Source organism: Exiguobacterium sp. BG5(2022) (genome assembly GCF_031844365.1).
Classification (GTDB): Bacteria; Bacillota; Bacilli; order Exiguobacteriales; family Exiguobacteriaceae; genus Exiguobacterium; species Exiguobacterium profundum.
In genome coordinates this window covers 126,427-149,298 of the sequence record NZ_JAUZVB010000001.1, presented here as the reverse complement: position 1 = coordinate 149,298, position 22,872 = coordinate 126,427, and the positions used below count along the sequence as shown (strand labels likewise).

The following is a 22,872-nucleotide window of genomic DNA, read 5'->3' as shown; positions in this document are numbered from 1 at the left end:
ACAACTTGTTATATGATTTCCCCTTCTTGACGTAAAATCTCTTCGATTTCTATGAATTCCCCTTCGATAATCTCAAGGTTCTCTCGTTTCACTTCTTCCACACTTTCAACAAACTCCGCTTCCGTCATGTTTACGCCTTCTTCAAGCGTATTCATGAGACGATTACCCATCTTCGTCATCGATGAGTATGTGATCCCTCCTGAGATGACACCACCTGCGAGTGGGATCATCTTCGAGATTCCTTTGGCGAACGTGTCTTTCGTCATCTTCACGCCAATCATAGCTGACATTTTCTTGATGATTGGATAGTATACCGTTTTCATCAATGCTTTGTTCGGGATCTTTTTCAAAGCTTCTTTCGATAATTGTGCAGATAACGCTTTGATCGTAGCCGTCGCGCCGCCCACTCCGAACATGACACCTAAAAAGAGAATCAATTCTCCATTCACCCGTTCGACATCTAGTTTCCCATCTTCCCAAAAATCATCGTATCCATACAAATACCCGATTTCTTGCGCCAAACGGAGGGCGAAACCGAAGAATTGTGCTGTATCGGCAGGAATCGTTGCAGCAAGACCGATGCCTCCAGGTAGCCCGGCTGCAAACGATGCACTCGAACTTTTCATCGTCTGATTGGTAATATTTCGCTTCGCTACTTTTTTGATGACTGAAAGAGGGACCTTTGCTTCAAGCGGTCCCTTCTCGACAACCTCTGCCAACTGAGTCGCTGGCACGTACTTACTGAAACTTTGGGCTAAAAATTCTTTTCGATCTACTTTCACTCCAGGCAATTTCACTGCATTCGTCATCAAGACTTCAAACACTTCTGACCCGTTCGCCATGACCTACACCTCAACCTTCTTATGTATCTCGTTCCATAATCTAGTTTTAGTATATCGATTTCCTCACACGAATTGTAAAAAAATTTCCTTTCACCCATATATTTTATATTCAAGGTCCCTGAAATCAAAAAAAGGGAGCATCCAAACGGATTCTCCCTCTTCCCTCAATAAAAGATATACCATAGTGCCGCTGCCACTAAGAACAGCCCGGCCCCGATGAACAAAATCTTTGCCAATCGTTCGTATACCATGTCTTCACCTCACCAATGCCGCGCCGACGACGAGGGAGACCCCAATCGACAGCAAGAATGCCAACAACCCGACGGCGATATTCCCTTGTTGAATCTCATCGTTCACCTTCAGTGTCGGTGTCAAAAATTCAAACAACCAGTATGTCGCGAGGAGCAAAATGAATCCGAAACCACCCCCGACGAAGATGTCGATTGTGCTATCATGATGGCTCTCGACGACCCGGAAGATGTTGGCGAGACCGACAATCTTCCCGCCTGTCGCCAAGGCGACGGCAATATTTCCTTTTTGAATCTCACGCCAGTTGCTGTACGGCGTTGTCACCTCGAAGATGGCAAGACCGACGACAATCATCAGTCCCGCCATCGAATAGAGGCCGAACGACTCCAGCATAACGGCAAACGTAATCGTACCCATTCCCGACTCCCCTTACTTCAGTTCGACGACCGTGACACCGAGTCCACCTTCGCCCATTCCTCCCGGGCGCTGGCTCTTCACGTGACGATGTCCTTTTAAAAATTCTTGTGTCGCCTGACGCATCGCTCCGGTACCTAATCCGTGGATGATGCGGACGTTGTCATAGCCCGACACGAGTGCTTCATCGATATACTTGTCTAGACGCATAAGCCCCTCTTCGACACGAACGCCACGGAGGTCGAGCTCGGACTTCGTCGAGCTCTGACGTTTGAGCGAGCTCCCTTTCGACTGAAGCGACTTCTCTTTCGATGGACCGATCTTCTGAAGGTCGTCCGCTTTAACATTCACTTTCATGATGCCAACTTGGACGTTATACTCATTGTCATTGATTTGTTTCACGATGTAGCCTTTTTGATTGAACGTCGTCACTTTCACTTCTTCACCCTTACTGAACGTACGTTTCTGCTGGGCTTTTTGTTTCACTTTTTGGATCTTTTTCTCTTGAAGCGTCGGTTTTGCCGATTCGAGCTCTTTCTTCGCCGCGATAATCTCGTGCTCTTTGACGATTCCTTGCTCTCGGAGTTTCTTCAAGCGGTCGATGACTTCGTTCGCCTGACGCTTCGCCTGCTCGACGGCCTTCTCGGCTTTCGCCTCGGCCGCGCTGTACAAGTTGTCGCGTTCGCGCTCGAATTCGGTCATCTTCGCCTCAAACGCCGCCTGCTCTTCTTCGAAGTCATGGCGCTTGACGATGAGCTCTTGCTCGAGCTGCTCGGCGCGTTGTTTCGCTGCTTCAAGCTCATTGATCATCGATTCGACTGACTCTGCATCACTACCGACGTGGCTACGTGCCTTGTCGATGACTTGCTCAGACAGTCCGAGACGACGACTGATCTCGAAGGCGTTCGAGCGACCCGGTACGCCAATCAAGAGACGGTACGTCGGGCTGAGCGATTCGATATCAAACTCCATCGAGGCGTTCATGACACCTTCGCGGTTATAAGCGTATGCCTTCAGTTCCGAGTAGTGCGTCGTCGCAGCGACACGTGCCCCGCGGCGTTTCACTTCATCTAAGATGGCGATGGCAAGGGCAGCTCCTTCTTGTGGATCCGTCCCGGCACCGAGCTCATCGAAGAGGACGAGTGACATGAAGTCGATTTTGTCGAGCATGCCGACGATGTTTGTCATATGCGAGCTGAACGTCGAAAGACTCTGTTCAATCGATTGCTCATCCCCGATATCGGCATAGACCGCGTCAAACACGGAAAGCTCTGTACCGAACTCTGCCGGCACGTAGAGACCTGATTGTACCATCAACTGAAGGAGTCCAATCGTCTTCAACGTGACGGTTTTCCCGCCGGTGTTTGGTCCGGTGATGACGAGTGACGTGTAGTCTTCTCCGAGCTCGACCGTGATCGGTACGACCTCATCTTTCGGGATGAACGGATGACGTGCCTGTTTCAACTTGATTTCTCGATTGTCATTCAACTTTGGCTCGGTCGCTTTCATCTCTTGTCCGTATGCGACTTTCGCAAAGATAAAGTCGAGTCCGGCCAACACGTCGAGGTTCGTCATGATGGCATCATGGACCCCACCGACCTCGTTCGAGAGAGCACTTAAAATCCGTTCGATCTCAGCACGTTCTTTCAGACGAACTTCTTGAATCTCGTTATTGATGGAGACGATGGCCTGCGGCTCAATGAAGAGCGTCTGGCCAGAAGCTGACTGGTCATGGACGATCCCGCCGAACGCCTGGCGGTACTCTTGTTTGACCGGCACGACATAGCGGTCGTTCCGGATTGTGACGATGGCGTCCGAGAGCATCTTCGCATTGTTGCGGAGGATGTTGTCGATGCGTGACCGGACACTGCCTTCAAAGCTCCGGAGCTGTGTCCGAAGTCCACGGAGTTGTGAACTCGCCGAATCTTGGACCGTCCCTTGGTCGTCAATCGCATGACGAATCGCCTGTTCGACCTCGATGAGCTTCGTCAACTTATCCGCATACTCGTCAAGGCGTGGAATACGAATCTCTTCGTTATCCTCATGAAGCTTCTCGAAGAAGTTCTTCACTTGGCGTCCGCCATACATGACGGCGGCGACGGCGAGCAATTCGCTCGTCGAGAGGACCGAGCCGATTGCGGCCCGTTTCACTTCCGCACGGACATCCGTGAGCCCACCGAGCGGCAGACGGTCACGGAGACGAACGACCTCGGTCGCCTCTTTCGTCACGTTCAAATTCGAGAGCACCCGGTCGTATGAGTAGTCAGGTTGCATCTTCAGCGCCAAATCTTTTCCGAGCGAGCTCGCCGCGTGACCGGCAAGCTGTTGGCGCAATTTTTCATATTCTAATACGCGTAACGCGTGGTCCATCTAGCATGTTCCTTTCTATCGCTTCGCCGCAAAGAACGCCTTGGCGTCTTCAAACGTGAAGCAGTTGATAATATCCGATGGTTCGAGATAGGCTTTCCGTGCGTGCAACACACCGAGGGCCATGTCTTCCATCATATCTGGGTGGTGCGTATCGGTGTTGATCATCACTTTGACGCCCGCTGCTTTCGCTTTCTTCAGCGTAGAAGCTGTCAAGTCGAGCCGGTTCGGGTTGGCGTTCAATTCGAGCGCCGTCCCTGTCTCTTTGGCGAGTGCGATCAACTTGTCCTCGTCGATCGGATAACCGTCCCGACGACCGATGAGTCGACCTGTCGGATGGGCAATCACGTTCACATACGGGGAACGACAGGCGTTCTCGAGACGTGCCATGATCTCGTCGACCGATTGGTCCATCTTCGAATGGATGGAGGCGACGACGTAATCGAGCGTCTCTAGAAACTCGGATTCATAGTCGAGTGTCCCGTCAGGACGAATATCCATCTCGACGCCTCGTAACACGTTCATGTCATGTGTCTTCGCTGCTTCTCGGATTTCTTCCCCTTGTGCCTCGAGTCGTTCCTCGGTCAAGCCATTGACGAACGTCAAATACTTCCCGTGGTCGGTGATGGCCATCCATTCATAGCCGCGATCTTTCATCGCCACGACGATCTCATCGACGGTCAACTTCCCGTCCGACCAGACCGTGTGCATGTGCGCGTCAGCCTTGATATCATCGAGCGTGACGAGCTTCGATAAGTCGTGTTCAAACTCTGCATGCCCTTCCCGAAGTTCAGGCGGGATGAATGGGAGACCGTACCGTTCGAACAGTTCTTCTTCGGTTTCCGGTTGCCACAATCCGTCTGCTGTCTCGACCCCATATTCGGAAATGGACTCTCCTTTTGCTTTCGCGAGTTGGCGCATGCGGACGTTGTGGTCTTTTGATCCCGTGAAATGGTGAAGCGTCGCAGCGAACGCGCCTGGCTCGACCATACGGAAATCGACCGATACCATCTCTTCACGTTCGAGGACGAGCGAGACTTTCGTCTCGCCTGCCGCAATCACTTCGTTGATGAACGGCAAAGCGAGCAGCTTCTCACGTAGCTCAATCGGCTCCTCGGTCGCGATGATGAAGTCAAGGTCTTTACACGTCTCTTCGGCACGGCGGAAGCTTCCTCCGACCGAATGACGCAAGACGAGCGTCTCCTTCTCTAACACCTCATTGATTTCTTCAACGATTGGTCGCATGACTGCATAAGCCAATCGTTCTGGACGTGATTCGAGGTTCTTCGCGGCGGCGAGTAATTTCTCCACACTCTTCGCCCCGAAACCGGGTAGTGATGCAGCCGTCCCGTCTTCGAGTACACGGATGAGCGACTCCAAGTCGACGACACCGATTTCACGGAGTTTAGCAAGTTTCTTCCCACCGAGCCCTTGAATTTTCAAGAGCTTCATCAAACCGAACGGAATCTCTTCTTGCAGTGCTTCAAGTACTTCACTGCGTCCTGTGTCTCGATACTCTTCAAGGACTGCAGCCGTCCCTTTCCCGATTCCTGAGATGGACGTCAAGTCGTCGATGTCCTCGAGTTCAAGGTCCGTGTTCTCGAGCGCTGTCGCCGCCTTGCGGAACGCATTGATTTTAAACGGGTTCTCCCCTTTGATCTCCATATATTGCGCGATTTTTTCGAGCAACATCATCGCTTCTACTTTATTCATATGCTTCCCCCTCTTCACACAGAAAAGACCGAGACACAAGCACTAGCTTGCATTCCGGCCTGTCGTGTCACAACATCTTATTTGAAAACCAATCTGATAGATATGGCGTGTCTTGAATGATATATGTCGCTAGCGACGAGTTGTCGACGGCGTTTTGTACGCTCGCCATCGGCACGAACGCAATCACCCAAAGGATGAAGAATGTGATGACATATGCCTCGAAGAATCCGAGGACAGCTCCGATCACACCTTTTAATTGGCGCAAAATGGGCAAGTCCGTCAAGAAGTCGAGCATCGCCAAGATGAGATGCAAGACGAGTTTCGTAATGAGGAACAAGACGACGAACCAAAAGACGTTATAAAATGTCATCTCAATCCCTGAAAGGGAATTGAGGTCCAACACGCCACCCGGGAGCGTTCCGTCGAGCTGAGACGGATACGGGATCCACAGCTTGAACGCTTCGGCTAACTCTTTATAGTACGTATTGGCGACGAGAAAACTGATGATGAGCGCGACCCAATGGCCGAGCTGTAGAATCGCGCCACGACGGAAGCCGTTGACGATTCCGATAAACAAGAAAAACAGTATAAGTAGCGTAACCATGGATTGATTTATTCTCCCATATTTCGTTTAGTTTTGACGTGGTCGCTCGCGATTTGAATCGCAGCCAAGACCGCTGCCTGACGAGCATCTAGATGAGGGGATTGTTCACGAATTTCGCGGATCTTACTGTCGACCAAAAAGCCTACTTCCCTCACATGGTCAGCGGGTTCTTCGCTTACGATCGTATAGTCTTGACCCGCAATGTGAATCGTTGTTCGTTGTAACTGCACGCGCACCCCTCCTTTACGTCTGTCAGAATTAATCATAACATCGTTTTTATATTAGGAAAAGGAGAAGCCCCTTCCCTTGATATGTACAACATTTTCTAATACCCTTCTAAACAGTTGTCAAACGTCTTTCTTTAGAAAAATTGTAAGAGAAGGTGGCAACATTCCGTAAAATGTGCGAAAATATCAACTATTCAAACAAACAGAAAGGGTGATTGATTTGAAATTACGTATTGGCCTCTTAGGTCGCATCATCATCGCGATCGCTTTCGGTATTTTACTCGGGAGCATCGTACCAGAAAGTCAGAACTGGATCGTTCGGACGTTCGTGACGTTCAACACGGTCTTCGGGCAGTTCTTAGGCTTCGCTATTCCATTGATTATTCTTGCTTTTATCATCCCGGGTATCGGGGAACTTGGAAAAGGAGCAGGAAAGCTGGTCGGACTCACAGCACTCATCGCTTACGCATCAACCATCATCGCCGGAACATTAGCATACTTTGCAACAAGCAACTTGTTCCCGCAAATTTTGACACGGTCGACGACAGGAGCCGAAAATCCAGAAGAAGCCTTGTTGAAAGGGTTCATGGAATTTGAGATTCCACCTGTATTCGGTGTCATGACCGCACTTATCTTAGCTTTCGTCATCGGAATCGGGATTGCCGCGATCGAAAGCAAACGGTCACTCGACCTCGCCATGGATTTCCGCGATATCATCGAACTCTTAATCAGTAAAGTCATTATTCCATTACTTCCAATCCACATCGCCGGAATTTTCATGAACATGACGTACGCTGGTCAAGTCGCTGAGATCCTATCGGTCTTCTCGCTCGTCTTCGTCACAATCATCGTCCTTCATTTGACGATGCTCATGATTCAATATTCAATCGCAGGTGGTCTCAACAAAGAGAATCCGTTCAAGTTGCTCAAGACGATGATGCCGGCTTACTTCACAGCCATCGGGACGCAATCATCGGCCGCGACGATTCCAGTCACGCTTCGCCAAGCAAAGTTGAACAACACGGACGAAGGTGTCGCGAACTTCGTCATCCCGCTCTCGGCAACGATCCACTTGTCAGGGTCGACGATCACACTCACATCGGTCGGTGTCGCGCTCATGTACTTGAATGGCATGCCGATGTCTTACGCCATCGTGCTTCCATTCATCCTTGCACTCGGTGTGACGATGATTGCAGCACCAGGTGTACCGGGTGGAGCCGTCATGGCATCGCTTGGATTGTTCGGCTCGATCCTCGGGTTCGACGCAACGATGCAAAGCTTGGTCATCGCGCTCTATTTGGCACAAGATAGCTTCGGGACAGCGACAAACGTCACGGGTGACGGTGCCATCGCGAAGATTATCCACTACTTCAAACACAACACAAAACTTCTCGACAACACGTCATCGAAACAAGAAGATATCGCATAATGAACGACTTATAAACGGGCAAGCCATCAGGTTTGTCCGTTTTTGTCTACATATAATAAAGGAGAGAACCATATGGAATGGATGGAATGGAAGAACCCTGATCACTTCTCAGACCGCGTCATGACGGCATTACTCGACGAGGAGGCAAAGAATAGCCTCATGATTGGCGTCTTGAATAACGTCAAACAAGGAATTTATGAAACGTTTCATCAGTTCACAGTCGAAGAGGACGGAGAGCTTCTCGCCATCCTCCAAGTGACACCACCGCATCCACTTCACTATATCGTCGTGAAGAAGGAGCGCTTGGACCTTCTCCCGTCTTTCATCATCCCCCACCTTTTGAAAGAAGAAGTCCCCTTCTCGGAAGTCGTATCGGAACGACAACAGGCGGAACGGTTTGCGACAGCGTGGCAAGAGATTACATCTGGGACGAGCGAGATGTTCATGTCCCAAGGTCTTTATCGCCTCGACAGCGTGGAAGACATCGACATGGCGACTGGGAGGATGCGAGAAGCGACGGTTGCCGATCAGGCGCAGCTTGAGGCTTGGTATAGTGCCTTCGAAGCCGAATCAGGTCTCCGTTCATCTCCACCAGAGAAAGTAACAAAAGCCGTACAGACGATGCTTGAAAGGGAAGAAGCTGTCTTTTGGGAAGTCGATGGACAGGTCGTCTCGTGTGCGAAACACGCACGTCCAACAGAGAACGGAATCACTGTTTCGTTCGTCTACACATCACCTAGTGCACGAGGAAAAGGGTATGCACGAAGTCTCGTCGCCGATCTCAGCCGACAGTTACTCGAGACAAAATCATTCTGCGTCCTCTACACTGACTTGACGAACCCGACGTCGAACAAAATCTATCGGGAAGTCGGTTACCAACAAATCATGGACTCTGCCTGGGTCCGACTCGCTAGATGAAACACATCGCCTCCCCTATACTAATAGAGGAGGCGATTTTTCATGAACAGATTATTCGGTTGGTGGCTACGTATCCCGCGACAAATCCGAGTGCCCGCTTTGACACTTGTCACGCTCGCGATACTCGGCTATATGGTGTTCCTCGGGGGCCGGAGCATGCTCGATGACCCAAACTTCGATACGCTATGGCTCAGCGTCATCGGTGCCGCACTCTTGACGTTCATCGTCTATCAGGCAACAAAAAAGTGATCGACGCGTTCGTCGATCACTGTCTTTGTGTTTAGAAGAATGATGCTGGGTTAACTGTGCTTCCCGCGCTCGATGAAGAGTACGAATAGCCGCCACGGTGAATCTCGAAGTGAAGGTGTGAACCTGTCGAGTTCCCTGTGCTACCCATGCCGCCAAGGTTTTGTCCTTGTGACACGCGTTGACCCGCAGAAACTGATACCGAGCTCATGTGAGCGTATACTGTCGTCCATACTTGCCCGTTGATCACGTGTGCAATCATAACATGGTTTCCGTATGCGCCACCCCAACCTGCACGGAGGACCGTACCTGTTTGTGCTGCATAGATCGGTGTACCGACTGGACCTGCGATATCAAGACCGTTGTGGAACGAGTAGCCGTTCGCACCGCTTGCTGGACCCCACCCTTGTGAGAGGCGACCGCTTGCTGGACGTTGGAACATGCCACCGCTTGCTGGTGCAGACGCTACCGGTGCTGTTGAAGCACTTGAACCACTATTCGAGCTTGAACCTTGTTGCTTTTTCGCCGCCGCAGCTGCTGCCGCTGCACGACGTGCTTCTTCTTCAGCACGACGTTGCGCTTCGATTTCTGATTGAATCGCTTGTTCTTGAGCTTTGAGCGTATCTTCCATCTCTTGAAGGCTCATGAGTTTCGATTCGAACTTCACTTTTTCAGCTTCAAGTTTCTTGATTTTCGCAGCGCGCTCTTTCATTTTTTGATCGAGCTCTTTCTGACGTTTTTCAAGTTCTTCTTTTTGCTTCACGAGTGAATCGCGCTCTGCTTTCAAATCAGCTTGCGCTTTCGCGAGTTTTTCTTTCGTTGCTTCGTATTCTTCGAAGATTTGTTGGTCGTTCTCTTGGATCGTACCAGCTGTGATCATGCGTGTGATCAAATCACCGAAGTCTTTAGAACCGAAGATGAACTCAGCCCAGTTGACTGACGAGCCACCGTTCTTTTGCATCGTCGCCATACGATCTTTCATAAGATCTTCTTGTGCTTTCATTTTCGCTTCGTACTTTTTAATTTGTGCTTGAAGCTTTTTAATCTTTTCTTCAGTTGCACGAATCTCAGCTTTTTTCTGAGCGACATCGTTGATGACGTCTTGGAGTTCAGCATCTAACTTGTTGATCTCTTGTTGCTCTTTGCTGATGGCTTGCTCACGTGATTGAATCGAAGAGTTTGCTTTCGACTGTTCACTGCTATTCTTTTGTCGTTGTTCTTGTACTTTCTTCTGCTTCTCTGTAAGTGAGGCTGCATAAGTCGGTGACGTTCCGCCGATCAAGAGTGCGCCTAGAGTGACTGTTGCTGCAAATTTCTTCAAGTTACCCAATGTGCTTCCCTCCGCTGATTCCCGTGTAGTTTTTATCTATAGTCGTGCAATTATTTTTTATAAGATAAGTCGCGACATTTCGTTCGCTCTGTGACTCATTATAGCAATCTAAACCAAAAGTTATTTTACACTTATATTTCATTCGTATGACATTGACCTAATTTAGGTTTTATCCTTTAAAAAACGTGGGTATAGACAATATTTTGTTTGGTTCGTTGTCACAAAATAGTTTTAAAAAGAAAAAAAGCACTTCAAGAAAGCGCTTTTCACATAGTAACCCATTCATTTTTTTGACTACCTTAAGGCAACATAACCGGTCCGTTTGCTATTTTTCCGTTTCGAACGAAGTAATAACAACCCACCGAATAAGATGACACCTGCGGCAGCACCTGTACTATCCAAAAGGACATCTTCTAACAGCGCGGTCCGTTCAGGAGTCAAACTCTGATGATACTCATCAAAAATCGCCACCGTGTTCGCAAGTGCCCAGGCGAAGAGTAAGTTCAGTCCCGCATGAAGATTCGTTCGCGAGATGGCCTTCACGAATAATGCACCGAGAACGAGGAACGTGACGACATGTGCCGTCTTCCGCATAAAGAACTCAATCAATCCTGTCGTCCCCAACGTATCGAGCGAGATTTCCTTTCCTGCATAGTCGAACTGCACGTTCGCTAGCGTTGGTTCGATCCAGCTCCAATTGAATCGCTCGAGTGGCGAAACGATAGACTGGTCCGAGTAAGGCGTCGCACTTGATAAAAAGAGTCCGATTAAAATAAGCGCAATCCATATAAATTCATTTTTTAAAAATCGCATAACACCGTTCCTTTCTACAACGTTTTTCATTATACGGATTCTTTCTTCGGAATGATGTAACAGCGACATCATGATTTCATAACAATTTGATTGCACGCAACGCGTTCAAGTTCGAGTCTGTCTCCTTCTCTTGGTATACTACAAAAAAAGGGGGAATTATCATGATTTATGATTTTGAAGCAGTAGACATGAAAGGACAATTACAACCGTTAGCTACATATAGAGGCGACGTCTTACTCATCGTCAACACGGCGAGCAAATGTGGATTCACACCGCAGCTCGAAGGCCTCGAGTCACTTTACAACACCTATAAAGGACAGGGCCTACAAATCTTAGGTTTCCCGTGCAACCAGTTTGGTCATCAAGACCCGGGCTCCAATGAAGAAATTCAAGAGTTCTGTCAACTGAATTACGGGGTATCGTTCCCGATGTTCGCGAAAGTCGACGTGAACGGCAAGGATGCCCACCCACTCTTCACCTATCTCTCAAAAGAAGCGCCCGGGCTTCTCGGGTCGAAGGCGATCAAATGGAACTTCACGAAGTTCTTAGTCGATCGTGATGGAAACGTCATCGAGCGCTTTTCGCCACAGACGACACCGGCTGAAATTGAGGATGCGGTGAAGAAACTGATTTGACCTCATCCTGAAGGCGTAGATTGATTTCTCTCTACGGTCTAATTGGCGTTTACACTTAAGCCATCTATCATATTCTATGCACAGTAAATCGTGAAGGAGTGTCACACTTGTATAGAATGAAAAAAAGAATAGTGCTGGGAGTCAGCGTACTCCTCGCACTTTCAGTAACTCTTGTATGGCTTGCCCAAGGAAGAACGGACCCCATTTTCAAAGATGAATATGATGAAAAAGCCAAAAGTTCTCGATATACATCTAGTTGGGTTTGGCCCGAGAAGGACAGTGTCTCACATCGTGGAGGAGAAGGTAGCGGTGTCTCTACCTCCCCTTCAGGATATGTCTATTACTTACACCGCGGAGATGGAAGCTATGCGAATGAAGAATTAATCACGACCCCTACAATCACAGTGTTTGATCCAAACACAAACGAGATTGTCGATGAATTTGGGGACAACCTGTTTCAATCTCCTCACGGGATCGAAGTGGACGCTCAAAACAACATTTGGGTAACGGATATCATGTTGAATAAAGTTTTCAAGCTGGATGAACGTGGAAATGTTCTCGTTACGTTTGGGGACGATTATCGCCTCGGCACTGAGACAAGCTTACGGATTCGAAATGAACTGCCTAACTTCCCTGTCCCGATGAATGAATATACTTTCGCACGGCCAACTGATGTGACCGTAATGGAAGATGGTTCATTCATTGTGGCTGATGGATACCGAAATCATCGTATTGTAAAATTCAATCGTGATGGGAACATCCAATGGGAAGTTAATGCTTATGGTTCTTCCGATGGTGAGTTTAACTTGCCTCACGGAATCACTCACGATCAGTCAGGGAACATATATGTGGCTGACCGAAATAATGCTCGCATTCAAGTGTTTGACCAGGATGGACAACACCTTTCCACATGGGATGACACCGAAATCGGAAGACCTTACGGAATCGATGCAGGGAACGATGGCAACATCTATCTTGTCGATGGTGGCGATTATCTGAACGGGGAACGTGAAACTCCTAACAGTCAAATTGTCGTTTTAAGTCCGAAGGGAGAAGTCATTGAACGATTTGGTTCTTGGGGGAACAAGATGGGTCAATTGCGCATCCCCCACGATCTCACTGTACAAGAGGACGGAACAATTTTTGTCGCCGAACTACTAAACGAACGACTTCAAAAATTCACAATCACTGAATAAAGCAAACGAAAGAACGCGCTAAATTCGTCATTAGCGCGTTCTTTTAACGTGGTGTGATGAAATTAATTGTATAGAAAGGACTACCGTCGTCGTTGTAAGCGAGCCCGACGGCAGCATGGGTGAAGCGCGGCTGCATGATGTTCTCACGATGCCCTTTCGAGTTCATGAGTCCCCAATGCGCATGGAACACGCTCATCTGTCCCATGGCCAAGTTTTCGCCGGCCATCGAATACGAAAGTCCCGCTTCGTCCATTCGATCGAACGGGTCTTGTCCTTCTGGGTCCGTATGGCTGAAGAAGTCGTTCTCCGCCATGTTCTGACTATGCGCCCGTACGACCGGATAGAGCGGTTCATAGTCGGCTAAAGCGTTCAATTCAAACTTTTCACGGTCCCAGTTCATGAGGATGCGCATCAACTGCTCATTGGCGACCGTTCCCTCTTTCGACAAATCACCATAGTACCCCTCACTCGCCTCTTCGACACGGCGGTCGACCGACAAGATCCCTTTCAGGAGGTCATCATCATGCTGGTCAAAAAAGAAAGTGACATACTGACCATCGATTGCAAAAACGGAAAACGATGGATCGTCCGGAATCAAGTATCGATTCAATCCTTTATTATACGAAGTCACCGCCTCGAAGCCGATGTCCTCGACTTGATCACGGGTCGTTTCATTCAGTACGAGACCTCGATACGTGCTGCCTGTCTCGAACTGATAGAATCCTTTTTTCGCACCGTCCTCATCAATCAGTTCAAGTCCGCGGTCACCGCCACGTTCGACCAAATACCAGTCATGCCCGGCATACTGACTTGCGAACTTTGGCGCGTCTGTCGCTCGTTCGGTCGCCACCTCAGACTCAACCTGAATGCTCGTCGGGGCAGAGACGTTCGGCATCTCATATTGCCAAGCCATATAAAGTCCAATCCCCATCAAGAGGATGATCAATTTTCGAAACATGGCTCCTCCTTCCTTACTGCTCGCGCTGACGCTCCCCGAAATCGTGTAGTCTCGTCTTGATATCGGTAAGCATCTCCATGTATGCGACATACGTCGCTTCGTCTATATTCAGCATACCACTTACTTGTAGCGGTACATTCGCCGCCTGCTCACGCAACGCGCTACCGCTTTCGGTCAAACGAACGATGATTTTTCGTTCGTCGTCCGTCGCACGACTTTTCTCCACATAGCCGATTTGGATGAGCCGTTTGACGAGCGGCGACAATGTCCCAGAGTCGAGGGTCAACCGCGATCCGAGTTGTCGCAAATCGATTCCATCCTCTTCCCATAAGACAAGCATCACGAGATATTGACTATACGTCAGGTTTAGCGGTGCTAAAATTGGGCGATATAACCGGGTAAGCTCTTTTGAGGCGGTATACAATTGAAAACAGATTTGATGTTCTAACTTTAACGATTGGTCCATACTTAATCCTCCGTACTCTTCTTTAGCCAAGCATATCACTTGCGAAACTTTTTGACTGCTCTATAATTTAAATTGTGCACAACTTAATTGTTAAAAACGAAATGGAGGAATTCAATCATGAAATCACTATTCACAGCATCAGCAACAGCAATCGGTGGCCGCGAAGGTCACGTGAAATCAACTGACGGCGTCATCGACATGAACGTCTCGATGCCTGGCGCGAAACACGTCGACGGTGCGACAAACCCAGAACAACTTTTCGCAGCTGGCTATGCGGCTTGCTTCGGTAGTGCCCTCAACCTCATCATCGGAAAAGAACGTGTGAAGACAGACGGTTCAAGCGTCACAGGTCACGTCACATTAAACCAAAACGATGAAGGTTTCTTCATTTCAGTTGAACTTGAAGTCGAAATCAAAGGTGTTGACCAAGCAACAGCAGAACGTCTCGTTGAAGAAGCACACCAAGTGTGCCCTTATTCAAAAGCGACGCGCGGCAATGTCGACGTCAAATTGACAGCGAAAGCAGCATAATCTTCCATCCCGCTCGTAGGAGCGGGATTTTTTTTGCTTAACCCTGCCTATCGGAGTAAGATTAAAGACACGATTAAGGAAGGAGGGAGCACTGATGAAGAAACATAAATCGACTCTTCTTTTTGTTGCACTCGGCATTTTGTTGTTCACGGCGACGTACAATGGGTTGACCGTCCGGACGTATGACGTGACGTCCGATAAACTGTCAGCAGATGAGTCACTCCGCATCGTGCTCCTCTCCGACTTACACAGCGCCTCATACGGTTATAAACAGTCGATTTTGATCGACCAGGTTCGTGCACAGAAACCGGACCTCATCGCTTTACCGGGCGATTTACTCGACCGATATCGTTCACCTGAACCCGCCTTCGAACTAATCGAAGGGCTTGAAGGGATTGCGCCGATGTATTTCGTGACCGGCAACCATGAAATCGATGGATCGGATGACTATGTCCGTCACAATGTGAAAGACGTGTTTCGCTCATACGGTGTCAACGTTCTCGAAGACGAATGGGAGACGGTCACCATCAATGGAATCGACCTCGTCATCGGCGGGCTAGAAGATCCTCTTCGTGGGTTCAGAGAAAATATTTATACGGATTGGGATGCGGAGTCGACTGCGGCGATGCAGGACATCGCCCCCGATGAGACGTTCAAGGTACTTCTTTCGCACCGTGCCGAACAAGTCGATACGTATGCTAAACTTCCATTCGACCTCGTCTTGTCCGGACATGCTCATGGCGGGCAAGTGAGAATCCCTTATTTGATGAACGGATTATTCGCACCTGACCAAGGATTCTTTCCTGAATACGCCGGCGGACTCTATGAGCATGAGACGTTCACCCATGTGATTGGACGGGGATTCAATTACAGCTTCAACATTCCACGTATTTACAATCCACCAGAGATTGTCGTGATCGATGTGAACGGAAAATAACGGACACTCAAGCGAGTGTCCGTTTTTCTTACCAGATGATTCGTTCTTCACAACATTGTCGTTCCCGTTCAATCTGGACCGTCGAACGTTCGAACGTCCCGTATTTCCGGATTCGTTCCGTCACTTGTCTCAAGACGTCTTGATCATCCGTCTCTTCTCCAATTAAAACGTGACAAGTAGCCGCATGTTCGCTCGACGAGATGGACCAGACATGCAAGTCGTGCACTTCTTTCACCCCGTCAACTTTAGCAATCTCTTCTTGCATCGCCCGGACGTCAATCTGTTCCGGCGACCCTTCCATCAAGATATGAATGGCGTCACGCGTCACACGATAACCACTGATTAAAATCAAAATCGCAACAAAGGCGCTTGCGACCGGGTCCGCCCACGTCCATCCGAACAACATGATGAGGATTGCTGCCGTGATGGCTCCGACCGAGCCGAGCAAATCTCCGAATACGTGTAACAACGCACTCTTCACGTTCAAATTATCTTTCTCCCCGCGCATTAAAATCCAGGCGGCAAGGATGTTGACGAGTAGCCCGATGATGGCGACGACAAGCATTCCACCACTTAGAATTTCTGGTGGCGCGCTGATTCGTTGGTATGCCTCGACAAGAATATAGACCGAGATGACGAGTAGTGTCAGCCCGTTAATGAATGCCGCTAAAATCTCGAAACGTCGATACCCGAACGTCCGGTTCGGTGTCGCCGCTTTCGCCCCAAATCGGACAGCGAGGAAACTGAGTCCTAACGCAGCCGCATCTCCTAGCATATGACCCGCATCCGATAATAGCGCCAAACTGTTCGTCCATAGTCCGCCGATCACTTCGACGACCATGAACGCCGCAATCAAGAGAAAGGCGAGTAAGAGCGCCCGCTGATTCGTCGAATGATGGTGATGGTGGTCGTGATCATGATGATGTCCCATAACTGACTCCTCCTTCTACTGTTTATCTTATTCCATTTTAACCAAACATTCAAACGTTCATTTGAATGAAAAACAATAAAAAAACGGGAGAATGAACTCTCCCGCTTTGTCTCATTTTTGCTCCAGACGGACACGCATGACGCCGCTATAAGGGAACAGTTTCAATTGGACCGTCTCACCCTCGAACCAAATTCCGGTCGCTTGTTCGCGAGTCGGTTGTAAGTCTGGCGTCGCGGTTACTTGTTTGTCCCAATCCACGGCCCGTACTTTTTGGTCCCGGACCATGAGGAAGAATCCATCATAGAAATGATACTCGTTCACTTGGTCACGTTGAACGGCAGAAGGACTGCCAAGCTCCGCACGGACGGTTTCGAGATCTTTCCCAATCCAGTCGAGGACGGACTCCGAAGCGTTTGGGACGACTTGTTGCCAAGCGGCAATCACCTCGTCATCCGATAAAGCTGTCGCCTCTGTCGTCACACTTTCTTCTGTGACCCAGCCGGTCAACCGCTCGTTCAACTGAACTTTCACAAATCCACTTACCGTCTCCAACCGTTCAAATCGATCACCCAAGTCGGCTTCATAAACGACCGTGACCCGGTCATCCGCGTATACTTTCGTATACGGTTGCCCGATATAAATCTTATCTGCTGATTCCGTCTCAGCATCAGCATCAGCATCAGCCGGTTGTTCCGACTCGGAGTCGACCATTTCCGTGGCAATCTCATCAGATTCCGGTAAAGCCGAGTCCTGTTTCTTGTCAATCAGTGCCGCGAACGCGATGATCCCGACCAAGGCGAGCATTAATGCCAATGCCGTCGTGATACGGAACACGCGTTTACGCTTCCGCGTCGTCGCACGCGACAATCTTCCTCCATTCATGTTCTTCACTCCTACTCGATTCGATTCATTTCACTCGTTTCGTCAAATGGTAGGAGGTTTCCTGCTTCATCAAAAAATTTCAATTCATCTTTTGTCAATTCGTCCATCGTTCTGACCATTTGTTCGACATCGACCGGTTCATCGCGCTCATCGTTCTCACATATGACAATGTGCTCTCCTAATTCAATCGTGCGCGAAGTCAGACGATGAAAGTAGCGGTCGTGGGAAATCAACAATAATCCACCCGGATAGACGGATAAGGCCGCCTCGATTTGTTCGCGTGTCGCCACATCTAAATAGTTCGTCGGTTCATCTAATGCCAACAGATGGGCATCCGAGAAGTACAAGATGAGAAACGCGATTCGACACTTTTCCCCCATGCTCGCCTCGGTAATCGGTCGGTGCACTTCATCTCGCCGGAACAAGAAGTGAGCGAGCAACGTTCGCGCCTCCGTCTCTCCGATCTCACTATTGGCGAGTAACGCCTCAAGTAACGTCCCGGTCTCCGGGAGACGCTCGAGCGTTTGAGAGAAATATCCGATCTTCAGACGAGGATGTCGCTTAATCACGCCCGAGTATGGTAATCTTTCGCCGATCAGCACGTTTAATAACGTCGTCTTTCCGCTTCCGTTCGGTCCGATAATCGAGATCCGCTCTCCTTTATTCATCGAGAAGGAAAACGGTTCATAAAACGGATTGTCGTATCCAAACGTCACATCCTCACACGTCAGCCACGTCTTTGCTTCGAGCTCATCCGCCGCAAAACGGACGGAGATGGGTTTCTCCTCTTTTGGTTTTTGTGGACGATTGTCTTCGAGCTGCCTTAACTTCTGTTCTCTCGCCTTCATTTTGACTGCGAGATTGGCCGCTCCCTTTTGCGCTCCTGGACTGCGGACACTCGCTGTCGCTTTCGCCTTCAAATGCCACCCTTTGTATTGGGCAATCATCTCGAGCAGTTCTGCCTTTCGGTTCTCGTATCGAGCACGAGCTCGCTCATCACGCACGCGTTCTTCTTCTTTTTGATGCTTATACGCCGTATAATTTCCCGGGTATCGAGTGACTAGTCCGCCTGACAGTTCAAGAATGGTCGTTGCGACATCGTCCATCAGTTGACGGTCGTGTGAGATGATGAGCACTGTCCCCTTGAACTGGTTCAACCACTTCGTGAGCCAGTCAATCGACTCGAGATCGAGATGGTTCGTCGGTTCGTCGAGCAGGACGAGGTCCACCCGCTTCATCGTCAGTGTTGAGAGCTGAGCTCGCGTCTTCTCGCCTCCGCTTAACTCGTTAATGTTTCGGAAGAGGTGCTCCTCCAGCCCAAGTCGAGTCAATGCTCTTGTCGCCTCTTGTTCCAAGTTGTACACATCGAGTGCGAGCGCCCGTTCATAGGACCGCATGACACGCATCTCGTCACCAGAAGAAACATCTTCATAGAGCGCATATCGTTCTGGATCACTGCGCATCGTCCACTCAAGTACGGTCATGTCTGTCGATTCGATGGTCTGTCGGACGAGTCCGACCTCTCCTTGACGTTCAATCTTCCCGGCTTGAGGGGTCAACTCCCCTGTCACGAGTCGGAAGAGCGTCGTCTTCCCGCTCCCGTTCAGTCCGAATAATACGGCACGCTCTCCAGCCGCGACCTCGAACGAGACCGCGTCAAATAATGGTTTCCGGTCATAGTCAAACCGGACTTGTTTTACTGCTAACATCTGTTTCACCTCGCTTATGAATCCGATACGCGATGAAACAAAAAACACCATCCGCTTCAAAGCGGTGGTGTGAAGGAATCCGTTCAAAGAGGAAAACGAGCGCTTCCCGTATTTGAAAAAATGGACACACTTCACCCGTAACTGTTCAAGCGAACAGTGATGATTCGTCTCATCGTTGGAGTGAACGTGTATTTTTCATGGCACGGTATACCTCTCTTTCCTAAGTTACTGCCACCTTATCAAATTGAAAGCGGATTCGCAAGAGTGTACCCCACAATCTCCCATTTTTTCTACTCCTTTAGGCGGATGTGGTGCACCTGTCCTCGCGATATGATGACAGTATATTCGAACAGTGAGGTGATGCATGATGCGTCGACGCATCCTCGTTCCGAGTGCCGTCTTGGCGAGCGTCGGAACGTTTCTCTATACACGATTCAAACGACGGCTCCCCCGTCCGCGTTTTAAATGGCCTGAACGTCCAGAACTGACAACCATTGATGAGACGCATGTGCAGGCGACGTGGATCGGGCATTCGACGGTCCTCATTCATTGGTATGGGCTCAAGATTTTAACAGACCCCGTCTTCTCAAAACGAATCGGTGTCCATCTCGGACCGCTGACAGTCGGCATGAAACGTCACACCGCTCCGGCCCTCTCCATTGAGGAGGTCGGCCCGGTCGATGTCATCCTACTCAGCCATGCCCATATGGACCACTTTGACCATAAAAGTTTGAAGCGACTCATCACTCGCGAGACGATTGTCGTCTCTGCTCCTGGGACGAGCCGGCTGTTGCGCCGATACCCGAGTCTGCAGACGCTTGAACTGCATCCACATGACAAAGTGAAACTTGCGAATGGACTCGATGTCCGCGCCATTCCCGTCAAGCATTGGGGCAATCGTTTCCCGTGGGACAAACATATGGGGTACAACGGATACCTGCTCAAATACAAAGGGATTCGTATGCTCTTCGCAGGAGACACGGCGTACACCGACTCCTTCAAAGGACTCGCCGACCGTGAACCGATCGACCTCGCTTTCTTCCCAATCGGTGCCTATCAACCGGACTCGTTCCAGGAAGCGCACTGCACTCCGGAACAGGCTTGGATGATGTACAAAGAGAGCGGAGCGAAGCGTTTCTTCCCGATGCATTGGGATACGTTCGTTCTTTCATATGAACCTGTCGAGGAGCCGTATCACCGTCTCGTCGCGGCCGCAAAACTCGACCGTGACCAAATTGTGATCAAGGCGCACGGGGAAAGCATCCGTCTGTAGTTTTTACTTTCCCTTCATCCAAAATTTCGGTAACGTTATAGACGAGAGGGAGGGATTACTTATGGAATGGACGACGTTGAATAATGACGTCAAGATGCCGATGCTCGGTCTCGGTGTCTATAAGGTCGAAGATGGTGCGGTGACGGTCGATACGGTCAAAGCTGCGCTCGATGCAGACTATCGATTGATCGATACGGCTGCGATTTATCAAAATGAAGAGAGTGTCGGACAAGCGCTTCGTGAAGCAGGCATCCCACGGGAGGACGTCTTTGTGACGACAAAGCTTTGGAACGAGTTCCACGGATTTGATGAGGCGCTCCAAGCGTTCCAGGATAGTCTTGACCGGCTCGGTCTCGAGTATGTCGACTTGTTCCTCATCCACTGGCCGATGCCCCGTTTTGGCAAGTTCGTCGAAACGTACAAAGCACTCGAACAGTTGTATGAAGAAGGACGCGTCCGAGCAATCGGCGTCTCGAACTTTGAGATCGAGCATTTGGAACAAATCATTCAATCTTGCTCGATTGTCCCGGCCGTGAACCAGGTCGAGATCCATCCATATTTGTCTCAGAAAGAACTGATTGCATTCTGCAAACGATATGACATCCAAATTCAAGCGTGGAGTCCACTCATGAAAGGACGCGAAGCGCTCGAAGATGAGACGATTGTCAAGATTGCGAACGCTCACGGCAAGTCACCGGCTCAAGTGATCTTGCGTTGGCATTTACAGAACGGAGTCGCTGTGATTCCAAAATCGGTCACACCGAGTCGAATCAAAGAAAACATACAGGTATTCGACTTCACGTTGACGAAAGAAGAGATGGCGGCCATCGATGCGCTCAATCGTGACGAGCGGACCGGGTCCGACCCGAAAGAGATGCATAAAATCCATTACTGAGGAGTGAATGACATGTTCAAAAAACTAGCTTCTGATTTGACTGGCTTCAGCGACATCGGTGAGGTGATCGACCCGTCCGATTTCGATAAGGCGGACTCGGATGATTACGTCCTCCATGAGGATAACGAAAAGATCTACTTCTTGATCAAATCAAAATCGGATGAGTACTGCTTTACAAACTTAGGAATGATTCACCTTGACGGGACGAGCGCGATGAGTTCGAAACGAGTTCTGTATCGTTACCCTTACGCACACTATCCGATTAAGCACGTCATGTTCGAGACAGCCGGCACCGTCGACCTCGATGTCGAAGTCAAATTCACAATCGGCGACAAGCCATACTCAATCGATATCAACAAGAAGCAAATCGAGCACGTGAAAGATTTGTACAAGGCACTCCTTGCGATTGAAGAGATTCAGCGAGAAGGCCGTCGCATGATGGAGTATGCGAATACGTCGCTTACACACTCGGTGTCGATTTTGAGCGGACTCCGTGAAGGTGACATGAACGTCCCGAACACGTTCAAGGAATTGAACGAGCAATCGTTCGATTGGCTACAACGTCACTATCATGAATGGAACCGTAAAGACTTCGGTACGGTTTACGAGAAGTACATCAATAACTAAAAAACAACTCCTCCACAGACGATTCGTCCTCGGAGGAGTTGTTTTTAGTTCTCATCAATCAATTGCTCGGCCAACCGCTGATACAAGTGGCTCATGTGAACGGCAGACGCAATAGCGAGCGACCGCTGGATACCATTCTCTTTTTCGACCGATGCATTCAAAAGCGTGTCCGCCTGAACTTCGAACGCTTCTAAATTCTTCACTTTCTGCGCCTGATACGCCTCGTAGAAGTCCTCAAGTGAAAACGTCTCGTCCGACTCGTTCAACGGGCGGAGTGTCTCCTTGATGTCACTGATTGACAGAAGGCCTTTCATCTCATAAATCAAACTGAGCAACATCAGATGTTCATTCGTATACTTCTTATTTTTGACAGGATGGAACAACTTACCCTTCGCATAGTTGTTGATCATCGTCTTCGTCAAAATGGTCTCATCTTCGTTCCGCTTCATCTTGTCATAATGTTGCTCGAACAATTGGATGACCTGATCCATGTATAAATCGATTGTCGGTAACACTTCTCTCGGAAGCGTCCCTTCCGTCTCGGTAATCTGTTTTGCTTTCATCTGTCTCACCTCACCTCTTCAGTATAATGAAAACTGCGACTTGTCGAAAGGTATACCTTGCTGTTTGTCCCTTTTCAGTATATCATGTAGTTATCGATACTACATGATGTGATAAGG

24 protein-coding genes are annotated in these 22,872 nt (G+C 49.3%); 10 read left to right on the top strand and 14 right to left on the bottom strand.

Annotated features, from left to right (window positions below; genetic code table 11):
• Positions 1–8 precede the first annotated feature (8 nt).
• The 6 genes from Q9R25_RS00780 to zapA form a co-directional block, all read right to left on the bottom strand.
• On the bottom strand, positions 9–842 hold the full coding sequence (locus Q9R25_RS00780) for an EcsC family protein (RefSeq protein WP_311282693.1): 834 nt from the start codon (positions 840–842) through the stop codon (positions 9–11).
• A 255-nt stretch (positions 843–1,097) separates the two neighbouring features.
• On the bottom strand, positions 1,098–1,508 hold the full coding sequence (locus Q9R25_RS00775; protein ID WP_031421322.1) for a DUF350 domain-containing protein: 411 nt from the start codon (positions 1,506–1,508) through the stop codon (positions 1,098–1,100).
• Positions 1,509–1,520: 12 nt separating this feature from the next.
• Positions 1,521–3,875, bottom strand: a complete 2,355-nt coding sequence (locus Q9R25_RS00770) for an endonuclease MutS2 (protein WP_311282692.1) — start codon at positions 3,873–3,875, stop codon at positions 1,521–1,523.
• Positions 3,876–3,890: 15 nt separating this feature from the next.
• Positions 3,891–5,585, bottom strand: coding sequence for a DNA polymerase/3'-5' exonuclease PolX (gene polX / locus Q9R25_RS00765; protein ID WP_311282691.1), 1,695 nt, complete (start codon positions 5,583–5,585; stop codon positions 3,891–3,893).
• 67 nt (positions 5,586–5,652) lie between these two features.
• Complete coding sequence (locus Q9R25_RS00760) at positions 5,653–6,189, bottom strand: CvpA family protein (RefSeq protein WP_047795551.1); 537 nt, start codon at positions 6,187–6,189, stop codon at positions 5,653–5,655.
• A gap of 8 nt (positions 6,190–6,197) precedes the next feature.
• Positions 6,198–6,419 (bottom strand): cell division protein ZapA, encoded by a 222-nt coding sequence (gene zapA, locus Q9R25_RS00755; protein ID WP_015881047.1) that lies wholly within the window; start codon positions 6,417–6,419, stop codon positions 6,198–6,200.
• 217 nt (positions 6,420–6,636) lie between these two features.
• On the opposite strand from zapA, the gene Q9R25_RS00750 reads away from it, so the two are divergent.
• The 3 genes from Q9R25_RS00750 to Q9R25_RS00740 all read left to right on the top strand — a co-directional run bounded on the left by Q9R25_RS00750 (position 6,637) and on the right by Q9R25_RS00740 (position 9,012).
• On the top strand, positions 6,637–7,845 hold the full coding sequence (locus Q9R25_RS00750) for a dicarboxylate/amino acid:cation symporter (protein ID WP_015881046.1): 1,209 nt from the start codon (positions 6,637–6,639) through the stop codon (positions 7,843–7,845).
• Between the two features lie 72 nt (positions 7,846–7,917).
• Complete coding sequence (locus Q9R25_RS00745; protein ID WP_311282690.1) at positions 7,918–8,763, top strand: GNAT family N-acetyltransferase; 846 nt, start codon at positions 7,918–7,920, stop codon at positions 8,761–8,763.
• A gap of 42 nt (positions 8,764–8,805) precedes the next feature.
• Complete coding sequence (locus tag Q9R25_RS00740; protein WP_311282689.1) at positions 8,806–9,012, top strand: hypothetical protein; 207 nt, start codon at positions 8,806–8,808, stop codon at positions 9,010–9,012.
• Between the two features lie 31 nt (positions 9,013–9,043).
• On the opposite strand, the gene Q9R25_RS00735 is transcribed toward Q9R25_RS00740, so the two are convergent.
• The gene (locus Q9R25_RS00735) at positions 9,044–10,339 is read right to left on the bottom strand and encodes a murein hydrolase activator EnvC family protein (protein WP_196430379.1); all 1,296 of its coding nucleotides are present in this window, start codon (positions 10,337–10,339) and stop codon (positions 9,044–9,046) included.
• 294 nt (positions 10,340–10,633) lie between these two features.
• Positions 10,634–11,152, bottom strand: a complete 519-nt coding sequence (locus Q9R25_RS00730) for a VanZ family protein (RefSeq protein ID WP_214691190.1) — start codon at positions 11,150–11,152, stop codon at positions 10,634–10,636.
• Positions 11,153–11,310: 158 nt separating this feature from the next.
• Between Q9R25_RS00730 and Q9R25_RS00725 the strand changes: the two genes are divergently transcribed.
• Both Q9R25_RS00725 and Q9R25_RS00720 read left to right on the top strand, forming a co-directional pair.
• Complete coding sequence (locus Q9R25_RS00725; RefSeq protein WP_074037960.1) at positions 11,311–11,787, top strand: glutathione peroxidase; 477 nt, start codon at positions 11,311–11,313, stop codon at positions 11,785–11,787.
• Between the two features lie 116 nt (positions 11,788–11,903).
• Entirely contained in the window at positions 11,904–12,983 is a 1,080-nt protein-coding gene (locus Q9R25_RS00720; RefSeq protein ID WP_311283109.1) for a peptidyl-alpha-hydroxyglycine alpha-amidating lyase family protein, read from the top strand.
• A gap of 43 nt (positions 12,984–13,026) precedes the next feature.
• Here Q9R25_RS00720 and Q9R25_RS00715 read toward each other — a convergent pair whose 3' ends face one another.
• Both Q9R25_RS00715 and Q9R25_RS00710 read right to left on the bottom strand, forming a co-directional pair.
• Entirely contained in the window at positions 13,027–13,941 is a 915-nt protein-coding gene (locus Q9R25_RS00715) for a CAP domain-containing protein (RefSeq protein ID WP_214737675.1), read from the bottom strand.
• Between the two features lie 13 nt (positions 13,942–13,954).
• A complete protein-coding gene (locus Q9R25_RS00710) occupies positions 13,955–14,407 on the bottom strand; it encodes a MarR family winged helix-turn-helix transcriptional regulator (protein ID WP_159561931.1) in 453 nt (150 codons plus the stop codon).
• Between the two features lie 117 nt (positions 14,408–14,524).
• On the opposite strand from Q9R25_RS00710, the gene Q9R25_RS00705 reads away from it, so the two are divergent.
• Together Q9R25_RS00705 and Q9R25_RS00700 are read left to right on the top strand one after the other, a co-directional pair.
• Positions 14,525–14,938: an organic hydroperoxide resistance protein gene (locus Q9R25_RS00705; protein ID WP_015881037.1), complete on the top strand. Its 414-nt coding sequence runs from the start codon at positions 14,525–14,527 to the stop codon at positions 14,936–14,938.
• 94 nt (positions 14,939–15,032) lie between these two features.
• Positions 15,033–15,875 carry a metallophosphoesterase gene (locus Q9R25_RS00700; protein WP_214782369.1) on the top strand — a complete coding sequence of 281 codons (843 nt, stop codon included), beginning with the start codon at positions 15,033–15,035 and terminating at the stop codon, positions 15,873–15,875.
• 28 nt (positions 15,876–15,903) lie between these two features.
• Here Q9R25_RS00700 and Q9R25_RS00695 read toward each other — a convergent pair whose 3' ends face one another.
• From Q9R25_RS00695 to abc-f, 3 genes are all read right to left on the bottom strand, one after another.
• Positions 15,904–16,806 carry a cation diffusion facilitator family transporter gene (locus Q9R25_RS00695; protein ID WP_214691194.1) on the bottom strand — a complete coding sequence of 301 codons (903 nt, stop codon included), beginning with the start codon at positions 16,804–16,806 and terminating at the stop codon, positions 15,904–15,906.
• 111 nt (positions 16,807–16,917) lie between these two features.
• On the bottom strand, positions 16,918–17,688 hold the full coding sequence (locus Q9R25_RS00690) for a hypothetical protein (protein WP_214691195.1): 771 nt from the start codon (positions 17,686–17,688) through the stop codon (positions 16,918–16,920).
• A gap of 11 nt (positions 17,689–17,699) precedes the next feature.
• On the bottom strand, positions 17,700–19,397 hold the full coding sequence (abc-f, locus tag Q9R25_RS00685; protein ID WP_311282687.1) for a ribosomal protection-like ABC-F family protein: 1,698 nt from the start codon (positions 19,395–19,397) through the stop codon (positions 17,700–17,702).
• Positions 19,398–19,764: 367 nt separating this feature from the next.
• On the opposite strand from abc-f, the gene Q9R25_RS00680 reads away from it, so the two are divergent.
• The 3 genes from Q9R25_RS00680 (at position 19,765) to Q9R25_RS00670 (ending at position 22,192) form a co-directional block, all read left to right on the top strand.
• Positions 19,765–20,670, top strand: coding sequence for an MBL fold metallo-hydrolase (locus Q9R25_RS00680; protein WP_311282686.1), 906 nt, complete (start codon positions 19,765–19,767; stop codon positions 20,668–20,670).
• A 61-nt stretch (positions 20,671–20,731) separates the two neighbouring features.
• Positions 20,732–21,565 carry an aldo/keto reductase gene (locus Q9R25_RS00675; RefSeq protein ID WP_031421296.1) on the top strand — a complete coding sequence of 278 codons (834 nt, stop codon included), beginning with the start codon at positions 20,732–20,734 and terminating at the stop codon, positions 21,563–21,565.
• 12 nt (positions 21,566–21,577) lie between these two features.
• Positions 21,578–22,192 (top strand): PH domain-containing protein, encoded by a 615-nt coding sequence (locus Q9R25_RS00670; protein WP_015881030.1) that lies wholly within the window; start codon positions 21,578–21,580, stop codon positions 22,190–22,192.
• 44 nt (positions 22,193–22,236) lie between these two features.
• Here Q9R25_RS00670 and Q9R25_RS00665 read toward each other — a convergent pair whose 3' ends face one another.
• On the bottom strand, positions 22,237–22,755 hold the full coding sequence (locus Q9R25_RS00665) for a DUF1836 domain-containing protein (RefSeq protein ID WP_214691197.1): 519 nt from the start codon (positions 22,753–22,755) through the stop codon (positions 22,237–22,239).
• Between the last annotated feature and the right edge of the window lie 117 nt (positions 22,756–22,872).